This window comes from Streptomyces sp. CNT372 (genome assembly GCF_000377145.1).
The window spans coordinates 70,019-82,733 of the sequence record NZ_KB897780.1; the positions used below are offsets into that span (position 1 = coordinate 70,019).

14 protein-coding genes are annotated in these 12,715 nt (G+C 73.2%); 9 read left to right on the top strand and 5 right to left on the bottom strand.

Annotated elements, in window-relative coordinates:
• Positions 1-12: 12 nt before the first annotated feature.
• The 3 genes from deoC to C593_RS0110735 are packed head-to-tail and all read left to right on the top strand — an operon-like array spanning position 13 to position 3,297.
• Positions 13-963, top strand: a complete 951-nt coding sequence (deoC, locus tag C593_RS0110725; RefSeq protein WP_026277565.1) for a deoxyribose-phosphate aldolase — start codon at positions 13-15, stop codon at positions 961-963.
• A 5-nt stretch (positions 964-968) separates the two neighbouring features.
• Positions 969-2,417 carry an aldehyde dehydrogenase family protein gene (locus C593_RS0110730; RefSeq protein WP_018847301.1) on the top strand — a complete coding sequence of 483 codons (1,449 nt, stop codon included), beginning with the start codon at positions 969-971 and terminating at the stop codon, positions 2,415-2,417.
• Complete coding sequence (locus C593_RS0110735) at positions 2,410-3,297, top strand: aldehyde dehydrogenase family protein (RefSeq protein ID WP_018847302.1); 888 nt, start codon at positions 2,410-2,412, stop codon at positions 3,295-3,297. The genes C593_RS0110730 and C593_RS0110735 overlap by 8 nt, the downstream gene beginning before the upstream one ends.
• Before the next feature lie 124 nt (positions 3,298-3,421).
• Here C593_RS0110735 and C593_RS0110740 read toward each other — a convergent pair whose 3' ends face one another.
• A complete protein-coding gene (locus C593_RS0110740; RefSeq protein WP_018847303.1) occupies positions 3,422-3,832 on the bottom strand; it encodes a hypothetical protein in 411 nt (136 codons plus the stop codon).
• A gap of 153 nt (positions 3,833-3,985) precedes the next feature.
• Between C593_RS0110740 and C593_RS29360 the strand changes: the two genes are divergently transcribed.
• On the top strand, positions 3,986-4,681 hold the full coding sequence (locus C593_RS29360) for a uridine kinase family protein (protein WP_486591109.1): 696 nt from the start codon (positions 3,986-3,988) through the stop codon (positions 4,679-4,681).
• 385 nt (positions 4,682-5,066) lie between these two features.
• On the opposite strand, the gene C593_RS0110750 is transcribed toward C593_RS29360, so the two are convergent.
• The gene (locus C593_RS0110750) at positions 5,067-5,801 is read right to left on the bottom strand and encodes a SigE family RNA polymerase sigma factor (RefSeq protein WP_018847305.1); all 735 of its coding nucleotides are present in this window, start codon (positions 5,799-5,801) and stop codon (positions 5,067-5,069) included.
• Positions 5,802-5,970: 169 nt separating this feature from the next.
• On the opposite strand from C593_RS0110750, the gene afsQ1 reads away from it, so the two are divergent.
• The 5 genes from afsQ1 (at position 5,971) to C593_RS0110775 (ending at position 10,044) form a co-directional block, all read left to right on the top strand.
• Positions 5,971-6,648 (top strand): two-component system response regulator AfsQ1, encoded by a 678-nt coding sequence (gene afsQ1, locus C593_RS0110755; RefSeq protein ID WP_199790018.1) that lies wholly within the window; start codon positions 5,971-5,973, stop codon positions 6,646-6,648.
• A gap of 52 nt (positions 6,649-6,700) precedes the next feature.
• Positions 6,701-8,317 carry a sensor histidine kinase gene (locus C593_RS29365; protein WP_018847307.1) on the top strand — a complete coding sequence of 539 codons (1,617 nt, stop codon included), beginning with the start codon at positions 6,701-6,703 and terminating at the stop codon, positions 8,315-8,317.
• Positions 8,314-8,997: a hypothetical protein gene (locus tag C593_RS0110765; RefSeq protein ID WP_020610286.1), complete on the top strand. Its 684-nt coding sequence runs from the start codon at positions 8,314-8,316 to the stop codon at positions 8,995-8,997. The genes C593_RS29365 and C593_RS0110765 overlap by 4 nt, the downstream gene beginning before the upstream one ends.
• Before the next feature lie 157 nt (positions 8,998-9,154).
• Positions 9,155-9,742, top strand: a complete 588-nt coding sequence (locus tag C593_RS0110770; RefSeq protein ID WP_018847309.1) for a VanZ family protein — start codon at positions 9,155-9,157, stop codon at positions 9,740-9,742.
• Between the two features lie 89 nt (positions 9,743-9,831).
• Positions 9,832-10,044 (top strand): PspC domain-containing protein, encoded by a 213-nt coding sequence (locus C593_RS0110775; protein WP_018847310.1) that lies wholly within the window; start codon positions 9,832-9,834, stop codon positions 10,042-10,044.
• A gap of 30 nt (positions 10,045-10,074) precedes the next feature.
• Here C593_RS0110775 and C593_RS32965 read toward each other — a convergent pair whose 3' ends face one another.
• The 3 genes from C593_RS32965 to C593_RS0110790 all read right to left on the bottom strand — a co-directional run bounded on the left by C593_RS32965 (position 10,075) and on the right by C593_RS0110790 (position 12,664).
• Positions 10,075-10,800, bottom strand: a complete 726-nt coding sequence (locus tag C593_RS32965) for a hypothetical protein (protein WP_018847311.1) — start codon at positions 10,798-10,800, stop codon at positions 10,075-10,077.
• A gap of 230 nt (positions 10,801-11,030) precedes the next feature.
• The gene (locus C593_RS0110785) at positions 11,031-11,393 is read right to left on the bottom strand and encodes a hypothetical protein (RefSeq protein WP_018847312.1); all 363 of its coding nucleotides are present in this window, start codon (positions 11,391-11,393) and stop codon (positions 11,031-11,033) included.
• A 155-nt stretch (positions 11,394-11,548) separates the two neighbouring features.
• Positions 11,549-12,664: an adenosine deaminase gene (locus tag C593_RS0110790; protein ID WP_018847313.1), complete on the bottom strand. Its 1,116-nt coding sequence runs from the start codon at positions 12,662-12,664 to the stop codon at positions 11,549-11,551.
• Positions 12,665-12,715 lie beyond the last annotated feature (51 nt).

Here is a 12,715-nt window from a genome sequence, read left to right on the forward strand (position 1 = left end):
CCTCTGGTGACCATGCCCACCAATGCCCCAGCAGCACTCCCCGACGTGACCGCGTCCGACAGTGCGCTGCGCCGTTTCCTGCACGGGCTGCCCGGCGTCGACGCCGTCGGCCTGGAAGCGCGCGCCGCGTCCCTCGGCACCCGGTCGATCAAGACCACCTCGAAGGCGTACGCCATCGACCTGGCCATCTCGATGATCGACCTCACGACGCTCGAAGGCGCGGACACCCCGGGCAAGGTCCGGGCGCTCGCCGCCAAGGCCGTGCATCCCGATCCGACCGACCGGTCCACCCCGACCACCGCCGCGGTCTGCGTGTATCCGGACATGGTGGCGACCGCCAAGGCCGCGCTGAACGGCGCGGACGTCAAGGTCGCCTCCGTCGCCACCGCGTTCCCGGCCGGCCGCGCGGCCCTCGACGTCAAGCTCGCCGACACGCGGGACGCCGTCGCGGCCGGGGCAGACGAGATCGACATGGTGATCGACCGCGGCGCCTTCCTCGCCGGGAAGTACCTCCAGGTCTACGAGGAGATCCTGGCGGTGAAGGAGGCGTCCGGTGCCGCCCGCCTGAAGGTCATCTTCGAGACCGGCGAGCTGTCCACGTACGACAACATCCGGCGCGCCTCCTGGCTCGGCATGCTCGCGGGCGCGGACTTCATCAAGACCTCGACCGGCAAGGTCGCGGTGAACGCGACCCCGGCGAACACCCTGCTGATGCTGGAGGCCGTCCGCGACTTCCGGGAGCAGACTGGGGTGCAGGTGGGTGTGAAGCCCGCCGGCGGAATCCGCACGTCCAAGGACGCGATCAAGTTCCTGGTGCTGGTCAACGAGACCGCGGGCACGGACTGGCTGCACAACCACTGGTTCCGCTTCGGCGCTTCGAGCCTGCTGAACGATCTGCTGATGCAGCGGCAGAAGCTCGCCACCGGCCGCTACTCCGGCCCCGACTACGTGACGGTGGACTGATCACCATGGCTTCCGCTTCCCCCTCCCCCTTCGAGTACGCGCCGGCCCCCGAGTCACGCTCGGTCGTCGACATCGCCCCCTCCTACGGGCTGTTCATCGACGGCGAGTTCACCGACGCCGCCGACGGCAAGGTCTTCAAGACCGTCTCCCCGTCCACCGAGGAGGTCCTCTCCGAGGTCGCCCGTGCGGGCGCCGAGGACGTCGACCGGGCCGTGCGGGCCGCGCGCAAGGCGTTCGAGAAGTGGTCCGCGCTGCCGGGCTCCGAGCGCGCCAAGTACCTGTTCCGGATCGCCCGGATCATCCAGGAGCGCAGCCGTGAGCTGGCCGTCCTGGAGACCCTGGACAACGGCAAGCCGATCAGGGAGACGCGCGACGCGGACCTCCCCCTGGTCGCGGCGCACTTCTTCTACTACGCGGGCTGGGCCGACAAGCTCGGCCACGCCGGTCTCGGCGCGGACCCGCGGCCGCTGGGCGTGGCCGGCCAGGTCATCCCGTGGAACTTCCCGCTGCTGATGCTCGCGTGGAAGATCGCCCCGGCCCTCGCCACGGGCAACACGGTGGTGCTCAAGCCCGCCGAGACCACCCCCCTCTCCGCGCTGTTCTTCGCGGACATCTGCCGCCGGGCGGGCCTGCCCAGGGGCGTCGTCAACATCCTCCCCGGCTACGGGGACGCCGGTGCCGCGCTGGTCGAGCACCCGGACGTGAACAAGGTCGCCTTCACCGGCTCGACCGCGGTCGGCAAGGCCATCGCGCGCCAGGTCGCCGGCACGGAGAAGAAGGTCACCCTGGAGCTGGGCGGCAAGGGCGCCAACATCGTCTTCGACGACGCCCCGATCGACCAGGCCGTCGAGGGCATCGTCGGCGGGATCTTCTTCAACCAGGGCCAGGTCTGCTGCGCGGGCAGCCGCCTCCTGGTGCAGGAGTCGGTCCAGGAGGAACTGCTGGACTCGCTGAAGCGCCGGCTCTCCACGCTGCGCCTCGGCGACCCGCTGGACAAGAACACCGACATCGGCGCGATCAACTCCGAGGAGCAGCTCTCCCGGATCACCTCCCTGGTGGAGGCCGGCGAGGCCGAGGGCGCCGAGCGCTGGTCGCCCGCCTGCGAGCTGCCGGCCTCGGGCTACTGGTTCGCGCCCACCCTGTTCACGAACGTCACCCAGGCGCACACCATCGCCCGGGACGAGATCTTCGGCCCGGTCCTGTCGGTGCTCACCTTCCGCACCCCGGACGAGGCCGTGGCCAAGGCGAACAACAGCCAGTACGGCCTGTCGGCGGGCATCTGGACGGAGAAGGGCTCGCGCATCCTGGCGGTCGCGAACAAGCTCCGCGCGGGTGTGGTGTGGGCCAACACGTTCAACAAGTTCGACCCGACCTCGCCCTTCGGCGGCTACAAGGAGTCGGGCTTCGGCCGCGAGGGCGGCCGCCACGGTCTGGAGGCCTACCTCGATGTCTGACGGGCGACTGAACGTCTTCAAGACCTACAAGCTGTACGTCGGGGGCAAGTTCCCCCGCTCCGAGAGCGGCCGGGTGTACGAGGTGACGGACTCGAAGGGCAAGTGGCTGGCGAACGCCCCGCTCTCCTCCCGCAAGGACGCCCGGGACGCGGTGGTCGCGGCCCGCAAGGCGTTCGGCGGCTGGTCCGGCGCGACGGCGTACAACCGCGGCCAGGTCCTCTACCGCGTCGCCGAGATGCTGGAGGGCCGCCGGGACCAGTTCGTGCGCGAGGTGGCGGACGCGGAGGGCCTGTCCAAGTCGAAGGCGGCCGCGGTCGTGGACGCGGCGATCGACCGCTGGGTCTGGTACGCGGGCTGGACGGACAAGATCGCCCAGGTCGTGGGCGGGGCCAACCCGGTCGCGGGCCCGTTCTTCAACCTGTCGACGCCGGAGCCCACGGGTGTGGTGACGGTCCTCGCGCCGCAGAAGTCCTCGTTCCTGGGCCTGGTGTCGGTGATCGCCCCGGTGATCGCCACCGGCAACACGGTGGTCGTGGTCGCCTCCGAGGACGCACCGCTGCCCGCCCTCTCGCTGGCCGAGGTGCTGGCCACCTCCGACGTGCCGGGCGGGGTGGTCAACATCCTCTCCGGCCGCACGGCGGAGATCGCGGCCCCGCTCGCCGCCCACCAGGACGTCAACGGGATCGACCTGACCGGCGCCGGCGAGGAGCTGGCGAAGGAGCTGGAGGTCGCGGCGGCGGACAACCTGAAGCGCGTGCTGCGCCCACAGGCTGTGGATTTCTCCGCGGACCCGGGCACGTCCCGGCTGACCGCGTTCCTGGAGACCAAGACGGTCTGGCACCCCACGGGTTCGCTGGGCGCGTCCGGCTCGGCGTACTGAGCCGCTCCCTCTCGGGCCCCTGAGGGCCCGACCGGTCCGAAGCCCCCGGCGTCCGTCCGCGCCGGGGGCTTCTCCGTGCCCGGGTCCCGGCGCGGGGACGGGGCGGGGGCGGGGACGGGGCGCGTTACGGGAGGAGGCCGCCGACGACCGGGCCGACGGCGGGCAGGTCCTCCAGGGCCTGGCCTCGGGTGACGTTGTCGGTCACCAGGGCGGTGCTCACCGGCTGGAAGTCGGCGACCTGGGTGCCCACCGCGTTGTCCAGCGGGTCGACGCCGGTGTTCGCCAACGGGTGGAGCTGGAGGCTCTTGAGCTCGCTCACACCCTCCACGGAGCGGGTCGCCACGCCCGTCAGGGTCTGGAGGGGGGCCGCGGCCGAGGCGGTGTCCAGGCCGACGGGCGCGGCGGAGGCCGCCGGGGCGGGGGCGGCCTGCGCGCCCGCCGCGCCCGCGCCGAGGGCGGCACCCGCCGCGGCGACGGTCAGTCCGGCGCGCAGCAGGGCGCCGCGGCGGTGGGAGGGAGCTGCGTGACGAGCCATGGTCGTTCCTTGTCTAGGGGGTACGCGGGTGGTGGTGCCGGGTGACGGGCGGTCTGCGGACCGTAGTCGCGGCGGGATCGCGGTGTGAGACTGGTTACCGATCACGTGCTCGGGGGGTTGCCCGCCCGGTGGGATGCGTCAGACTTGTCTCCCGTGAGTTCCCAACCCATACCGACCCGCGTCGTGCTGCTCGCGGGCCCCTCCGGCTCCGGAAAGTCGTCCCTCGCCGCCCGGACCGGACTGCCGGTGCTGCGCCTGGACGACTTCTACAAAGAGGGCAACGACCCGACGCTGCCCCTGGTGACGGGCAGCGCCGACATCGACTGGGACTCGCCCGCGTCCTGGGACGCGGACGCGGCCGTCGCCGCGATCACCGAACTGTGCGCCACGGGCCGTACCGAGATCCCCGTGTACGACCTCGCTTCCAGTTCCCGCACGGGCCGGGAGACCTTCGACATCGCGCGCACCCCGCTGTTCGTCGCGGAGGGCATCTTCGCCGCGGAGATCGTCCGCCGCTGCCAGGAACTCGGCTTCCTCGCCGACGCGCTGTGCCTGCGCGGCCGCCCGTCGACGACCTTCCGCCGTCGGCTCGCCCGGGATCTGCGGGAGGGCCGCAAGTCGGTCCCGTTCCTGCTGCGGCGCGGCTGGCGGCTGATGCGCGCGGAGCGGGGCATCGTCGCGCGCCAGACGGGTCTGGGCGCGCACCCCTGCGGACGGGACGAGGCGCTGGGCCGCCTCGCGGACGCGGCGGCCGGCCGCTGCCGCACCCCGCCCCGCCGAAGCCGGAGCTCACGGCCTGACGGTGCGGGCGCACCCATACGCCCGACGCGACGGGTGCCGCGCACATAGGTGCCCGCACCCAGAGACCCGCACATAGACGCCCTGCACACGTGCGGGATCTACACATCCGGCCCGTACAGAGGCGGGGCGCAGATGTGTGCCTTCGACCCGTGGCCCCACACCCCCATATGTGCAGCCCACATGTGGGCCGCGCATATGTGGGCCGCGCACAAGGAAGCGGGGTCGGACGGAACCCCCTGGTCCGTCCGACCCCGCTTCTCCCCCGTGGATCCGCGGTTCCCCCGTGGATCCCTCCCGCCGCTTCCCCCGAAGCAGCGGGCCGTGCTTCCCCCGTGATCCCCCGTTCCCCCCGTGGCGCGGTGTCCCCGTGTCCCCCGTGGGACCCCGCTGCCGCCGTCTCCCCCCCGGGACGGCGGACGTCTCTTCCCGTCCCTCAGGCCACCAGCTCGCCGAAGGACTCCTCCTCGTCACGGCCGAAGCTGAGGACCTCGTCCTCGCGCAGCCGGCGGAGCGAGCGCCAGATGCTGGACTTCACCGTGCCGACGCTGATGTCCAGGATGTCCGCGATCTCCGGATCGGTGCGGCCCTCGTAGTAGCGCAGGACCAGCATCGTCCGCTGGAGTTCGGGGAGCCTGGCCAGCGCCTGCCACAGGACCGCGCGCAGCTCGGTGCCCCGCATCGCGTCGGTGTCGCCCGCCGTCTCCGGCAGCTCCTCCGTGGGGTACTCGTTGAGCTTGCGCCGGCGCCAGGCGCTGATGTGCAGGTTGGTCATCGTGCGGCGGACGTATCCGCCGACCGCCGCCTTGTCGCTGATCCGGTCCCACGCCCGGTAGGTCGAGAACAGCGCGCTCTGGAGCAGGTCCTCGGCCTCGTGGCGGTCACCGGTCAGGTGGTAGGCGGTCGCGTACAGAGAGGCGCGGCGTTCCCGCACGTAGGTGGTGAACTCCACCTCCGGCGAAGGCGTCCGCTCCCCCGTGGCCTCTCCGTACGCACCCCTGCCGCCCCCCGCGGCGGCGTCCACGACCGCCATGAACGGCGGCGTGTGCTGGCGCCCGGCGCCGCGAACGCACCCCCGTCCGGTCACGGCGCCGGACTTCTCGGTGCTCCGCGCGACGTCGTGGAGACGCGTGACAACCGCGCTGGAGGTGGTGCTGTGCAGTGCGTTCATCTCGCGCCCCCCGTCGAGTGGAGTCCGTTCGTTCGGTGTGACAAGAAGCTTGCCCGGCCACTTTCATCGCGGTGTCCGCCGACTGTCACAGGCACGTCACAGAGGCCCCCGCAACCGGTGATGCTCCACGGGAGTCGAACCCTCGCTGCCCATGGGCCAGAATGGGCCCGTGCCTTTCCTGTTGCTGATCGAGGACGACGACGCCATCCGCACGGCCCTCGAACTCTCCCTGACCCGCCAGGGCCACCGTGTGGCCACCGCGGCGACGGGCGAGGACGGCCTCCAACTGCTGCGCGAGCAGCGACCGGACCTGATCGTGCTGGATGTGATGCTGCCCGGGATCGACGGCTTCGAGGTGTGCCGCCGCATCAGGCGCACCGATCAGCTGCCGATCATCCTGCTGACCGCGCGCAGCGACGACATCGACGTCGTCGTCGGCCTGGAGTCCGGTGCCGACGACTACGTCGTCAAGCCGGTCCAGGGCCGGGTGCTGGACGCGCGCATCCGCGCCGTGCTGCGCCGCGGCGAGCGCGAGTCGACCGACTCGGCGACCTTCGGCTCCCTGGTCATCGACCGCTCCGCGATGACGGTCACCAAGAACGGCGACGACCTGCAGCTCACCCCGACCGAGCTGCGACTGCTGCTGGAGCTGAGCCGGCGGCCCGGGCAGGCGCTGTCCCGGCAGCAGTTGCTGCGCCTGGTCTGGGAGCACGACTACCTCGGCGACTCCCGGCTGGTGGACGCCTGTGTGCAGCGGCTGCGGGCGAAGGTGGAGGACGTGCCGTCCTCGCCGACGCTGATCCGCACGGTGCGCGGGGTCGGCTACCGGCTGGACGTCCCGCAGTGACCCACACGTACCCGTCCGGCCGGGCGCTGCGCGCGACGGCCGGGGGTCCGCGGTGAGCGCGGGCGCCCGGCGCGGCATACTCGCCCGGCTCCGGCTGACCAGTCTGCGGCTGCGGCTGGTCGTCGTCTTCGCCCTGGTCGCGCTGACCGCCGCCGTCTCCGCGTCCGGTATCGCGTACTGGCTGAACCGCGAGGCGGTGCTGACCCGTACGCAGGAGGCGGCGCTCGACGACTTCCGGCGCGAGATGCAGAACCGGGCCGCGACCCTGCCGCCCGTGCCCACGCAGGACGAACTGCAGCGCACCGCCGAGCAGATGGCGTCCGGCGGCGACTACAGCGTGGTCCTGATCGGCGAGCGGGCGGCGGGCAAGCCCATCACCGGGGTGTCCGAACCGGACGCGTTCACCGTGGACGACGTCCCGCAGTCCCTGAAGGACGCGGTGGACGACCGGCAGGAGGCGGGGTCGGGCAACGCGGCCCCGTACCACCTGTACTGGCAGCGGATCGAGCGGGACGGCGCGCCCTATCTGGTCGGCGGGACCCGGATCGTGGGCGGCGGGCCGACCGGCTACCTGCTGAAGTCCCTGGACCAGGAGCGCGAGGACCTCGCCTCGCTCGCCTGGTCGCTGGCGATCGCGACGCTGCTCGCGCTGATAGGTTCCGCCCTCCTCGCGCAGGCCGCCGCCACCACCGTCCTCAAGCCCGTCCACCGGCTCGGCGAGGCGGCCCGGCGGCTCGGCGAGGGGAAGCTCGACACCCGGCTGCGGGTCTCCGGCACGGACGAACTGGCCGAGCTGTCGCGGACGTTCAACAAGACGGCGGCCTCGCTGGAGAAGAAGGTCGCCGACATGAGCGCCCGGGAGGAGTCGAGCCGGCGTTTCGTGGCCGACATGTCCCATGAGCTGCGCACTCCGCTGACCGCGCTGACCGCCGTCACCGAGGTGCTGGAGGACGAGGCGGACGCGCTCGACCCGATGATCGCCCCGGCGGTGAACCTGGTGGTGAGCGAGACCCGCCGGCTCTACGACCTGGTGGAGAACCTGATGGAGGTCACCCGCTTCGACGCGGGCACCGCCCGGCTGGTCCTCGACACGGTCGACGTGGCCGACCAGGTCACCGCCTGCATCGACGCCCGGGCCTGGCTGGACGCCGTCGAACTGGACGCCGAGCGCGGGATCATGGCGCGCCTGGACCCGCGGCGGCTCGACGTGATCCTGGCCAACCTGATCGGCAACGCCCTGAAGCACGGCGGCTCCCCGGTGCGGGTCTCGGTCCGCCCGGAGGAGGACGAGCTGGTGATCGAGGTGCGCGACCACGGCCCCGGCATCCCCGAGGAGGTGCTGCCGCACGTCTTCGACCGCTTCTACAAGGCGAGCGCCTCCCGTCCCCGGTCCGAGGGCAGCGGCCTGGGCCTGTCGATCGCCATGGAGAACGCCCACATCCACGGCGGCGACATCACCGCCGCCAACTCGCCCGACGGCGACGGCGCCGTCTTCGTGCTGCGCCTCCCGCACGGCACCGACGCCCTCGACGACCCGGAGGCGAACGGCGACGGGGACACCACCCCGCCCGCCGGCCCGGACCACGACCACGCCCACGCCCACGACCCCCGCGGCGGCGACGGCCACGGCGGCCGCGGCGGCGGACACGGAGAGGACGACGCACGGTGACGCCCCCTGTCAGTCGCGACCGCCCGGTGCCCCGGGGACGGACCGGACCGGCGGGCCGGGCGCGGCGCACCCGCGCCGCGGCGCTGCTCGGCCTGGCCGGGGCGCTGGCCCTCGCGGGCTGCGGCATCCGGCCGACCCAGGTGCCCGTGGAGGCGGGCCCGGCCCCCTCCCGGGTGCCCTGCGAGGTGTCGGCCGACGACATGACCCCGCGGTCGGGGCGGACCGGCGTCCCGCTGCGCGTCTATCTGGTGTGCGCCACCCAGCTGGTGCCGGTGGAGCGCACGGCGGCGACACCGGACGACAAGGCGGCCTCCAGTCGGCTGCACGCGGCGCAGACCCTGCTGGACGCGCTCCAGCAGGACCCGTCGACGGCCGAGCACGAGGCGGGCCTGATGACCTATCTGCGCGGCCCGCTGGTGCTCAGCGGCGGCCGGGACGGGGACCCGGAGGGCACCCTGCGGCTCAGCCGCCCGCCCGAGGACCTGCCGGCCGAGGGGCTGGCGCAGCTCGTGTGCACCCTGGTGGAGACCCGGTCGGGCCGGGACGGCGCACTGCTCCTGGGCGGGCCGGGCGACTGGGCGCCGCGCGCGTACCTCTGCCCGCCCTCGGTCAAGGAGCGTCCGGAGGACGTGGTCCCGACCCGCAGCCCGCTCCCCTCCCCGGCCCCGGGCGCCTCCTGACCCGCGCGCCCCGGGGCACCCGCCCCCGTGCCGCCCCACCCGCTCCCGGCCCCTCCCCGGACCGGCCGCCCCCGTGCGCACGCCCCCCGAGCGGTGTGGGCACGGTCACCGCGGAATGTGCGGAACCGTTTCACGAGGAGTGCGCGTCTTGGGGGGCGTGCAGCGTCAAGGTCCCGGCGGCAGTGCCGCCATCCGCTTCCGCACGGCGGGGCTCGTGCTCCTCCTCTCCCATCTGCTGCTCGTCGCCTGGCTGACTCTGCGTCCGCGCGACGTGCTGTGGGTGACCGCGGCGAACCTGGAGCCGCTCGCCGGAATCCGGGCCTCCCTGGAGCTGGGGCTCGTGGCGGGCGCCCGGCACATCGGCGGCGGGCTGCTCCTCCTCGCTCCGCTCGGGGTGCTGCTGCCCCTCGCCGGCGGCCGGATCAGCGTCTCCCCCTGGGGGTCCCTGACCCGGACGGTGGCGGCGGGCGCACTGCTGTCGCTGGGCATCGAGCTGCTGCAGACCGGGGTGCCCGGGCAGGTCGTGGACATCGACTCGCTGCTGCTGAACACCACCGGCGTCGCCCTGGCGCATCTGGCCGTGGTCCCCGCGGGCCGGGCCCGGCTGCGCCGCAGGACCACCGGCCGCTCCCTCGCGCCCGCCCCCCGCGGGGAGGGTCGCGGGGCGGAGCGCGGGGCCCTGCTCAGGGACGAGCGGCCCCTGAGTCCGACCCCGACGATTCCCAGGGTCGGGATCGCCCCGTAGAGCGACGTTTGCTCCCCGTTCGCGCGGCCACCATGGAGATACCGGGAGCACACGGAGGCTTCCGGCACCACGACTCGAAGGAGTTCACCATGGCCGCGATAGTCCGCCCCGATCAGGGACGCGTCATCGGCGGGGTGTGTGCGGGGCTCGCCCGGCGCTTCGGCACCTCCGCGACCACGATGCGCGTGATCTTCCTGGCGTCCTGCCTGCTGCCCGGCCCGCAGTTCCTGCTCTACGCGGCGCTGTGGATCCTGCTGCCCTCGGAGCGGAAGGCCGACCGCTCCACCGCCACCGCCTGGTGACCCGCACCGGCCCGCCCGGCCGGCGCGGGCTCAGGAGGGAACGGTCCGCAGGAGCTTCGCCAGCTGCGCGTCGGCGACCTCCTGCGGGACGCGCGGCGGGGTCCGGCCCGCGAGGTCGAGCGCCATGAACCGGGCGACGGCCGCCCCCTCCCGCACCACCACAAGATGGAGCGCGGTCTCGGTGCCGCCGGTCCGGGCGAGCGCGGTCCAGGAGACCGTCTCGTCGGCGCCGGGCACGGTGTACGCGGTGCGCCGCACCGGGCCGTACGCGGCCGTCCGGCCGTCCGACGACACCTCGAAACCGCCGGCACAGGCGTCCAGGGCGCTCCGGATGCCGCGGGTGAGCCCGGCCGCGTCGGACGGCCCGTACGAACTGAGGGACACCGAGACGGCGAGGCCGAGGTGGTCCAGGGAGCCGAGGCCGCGGTGGACGGTGTGCCGGGCCCGGTCGCCGGGCCGGCCCCCCATCGCCTCCGCCAGCGGGCGGCAGGCCGCGCGGTCCGCCCGGGGCCGCCGGTCGTCCGGGGTGAGGGCGGTGTCGGCGGAGACCTGGAAGCCGGGGAGGTCGTCGGCGGCCAGGGCCGCCTTCTCCAGGTGCACCGCGCCGAGCGGCGCCGCGACGCCCCGGGCCGGGGGCTCGGCGTCCGCGCTCTCCCGTGCCGCCGCGGGCCCGTTCGCCCCGCTCGTGCAGCCCGGGAGGGTCAGCAGCAGGCAGGCGGCGAGCAGCGGCGGCGCGGCGGCGGTCGGGGCACGCATGCCGGGATCCTGACACAGCGGCTGTCCGGCTGTCCGGCTGTCCGGCTGTCCGGCTGTCCGGCTGTCCGGCTGTCCGGCTGTCCGGCTGTCCGGCTGTCCGCGGAAACGTTCCGGACGCGGCCCGGACACACGTTCCGGACGCGGCCCGGACACGAGGGCGTTCGCGCTGCCGTGGGGCGCGCACCCGGACCGGGTGCGCGCCCCACGGGTGTACCGCACGGCGGCTCGGGTCAGTTGGCCAGACCGCCGGGGACCACGCCGCTGCCCAGCTCGCCGGTCTTCAGCCCGCCGATCAGGCCGTGCACGGGAGCCGCGGCGTCCTCGCTGGACAGCGTCTCACCGGCCGTCTCCTGGAGGGTGCCGGGCAGCGTGGTGACGGCACCGGTGAGCGCGTTCTGGCCGCCGGCCAGGGCCTGGGGAGCGCCGGCGGGCAGCTTGGACGCGGCCTCCTGGACCGGTGCGACCTGGCCCACGGTGCCCAGCAGGCCCGTGGCGTCGGGGAGGGCGGGGGCGGCCGAGGCGGTTCCGGCGGCGGCAGCGGCGAACGCGGCACCGAGAGCGGCGGCGCCGAGGGTCTTTGCGGACTGCTTCATCACAGACGTATCCCTTGGGGACGGAAATATGAGCGGCTCCGCAAGCTAGTCAGCGTCCCACAGGACCCGCAAACACCGCGAAACGGCCGCGGATCGAACTCCGCGGCCGTTTCGCCACCATCGCTCAGGGACGTCGCCAACCCCCTGACCAGGGCCTATCGGAACAGCCACGCCGCCTTCAATTCGGCGTAACCGGGCTTGATCACGTCATTGATCATCGCCAGTCGTTCATCGAAAGGAATGAACGCGGACTTCATCGCATTGACGGTGAACCACTGCATGTCGTCGAGCGTGTATCCGAACGTCTCACACAGCAACTCGAATTCGCGGCTCATGCTGGTGCCGCTCATCAGCCGGTTGTCGGTGTTCACCGTGGTCCGGAAGTGCAGCCTGCGCAGCAGGCCGATGGGATGGTCCGCGTACGAGTCGGCCGCCCCGGTCTGGAGGTTGGACGTCGGGCACATCTCCAGCGGGATGCGCTTGTCGCGGACGTAGGAGGCGAGCCGGCCGAGGGTGACGGAGCCGTCCTCGGCGACCTCGATGTCGTCGATGATCCGCACCCCGTGGCCCAGGCGGTCGGCGCCGCACCACTGGAGGGCCTGCCAGATGGACGGCAGGCCGAAGGCCTCGCCCGCGTGGATGGTGAAGTGGTTGTTCTCGCGCTTGAGGTATTCGAAGGCGTCCAGGTGGCGGGTGGGCGGGAAGCCCGCCTCCGCGCCCGCGATGTCGAAGCCGACGACGCCCGAGTCCCGGTAGCGGTTCGCCAGTTCGGCGATCTCGAGCGCCCGGGCCGCGTGCCGCATCGCGGTGAGCAGCGCGCCGACGCGGATGCGGTGGCCGCTCTCCTTCGCGCGCCGCTCGCCCTCCCGGAAGCCCTCGTTGACCGCCTCGACGACCTCCTCCAGGGTCAGCCCGGCCTCCAGGTGCTGCTCGGGGGCGTAGCGGACCTCGGCGTAGACGACGCCGTCCTCGGCCAGGTCCTGCGCGCACTCGGCGGCCACCCGGAACAGTGCGTCGCGGGTCTGCATGACGGCGCAGGTGTGGGCGAAGGTCTCCAGATAGCGTTCCAGGGAACCGGAGTCGGCCGCCTCGCGGAACCAGATGCCCAGTTTGTCGGGCTCGGTCTCGGGCAGTGCCTCGTAGCCGGTCTCCCGGGCGAGGTCGACGATCGTGCCCGGGCGCAGACCGCCGTCCAGATGGTCGTGGAGGAGCACCTTCGGCGCGCGGCGGATCTGGTCTCCGGTGGGTGATTCGGGGCTCTGGCTCGTCATCTCCGCACTCTAACGCCTACGCGCGTAGATCACGCAGGGTCGATACGTAAC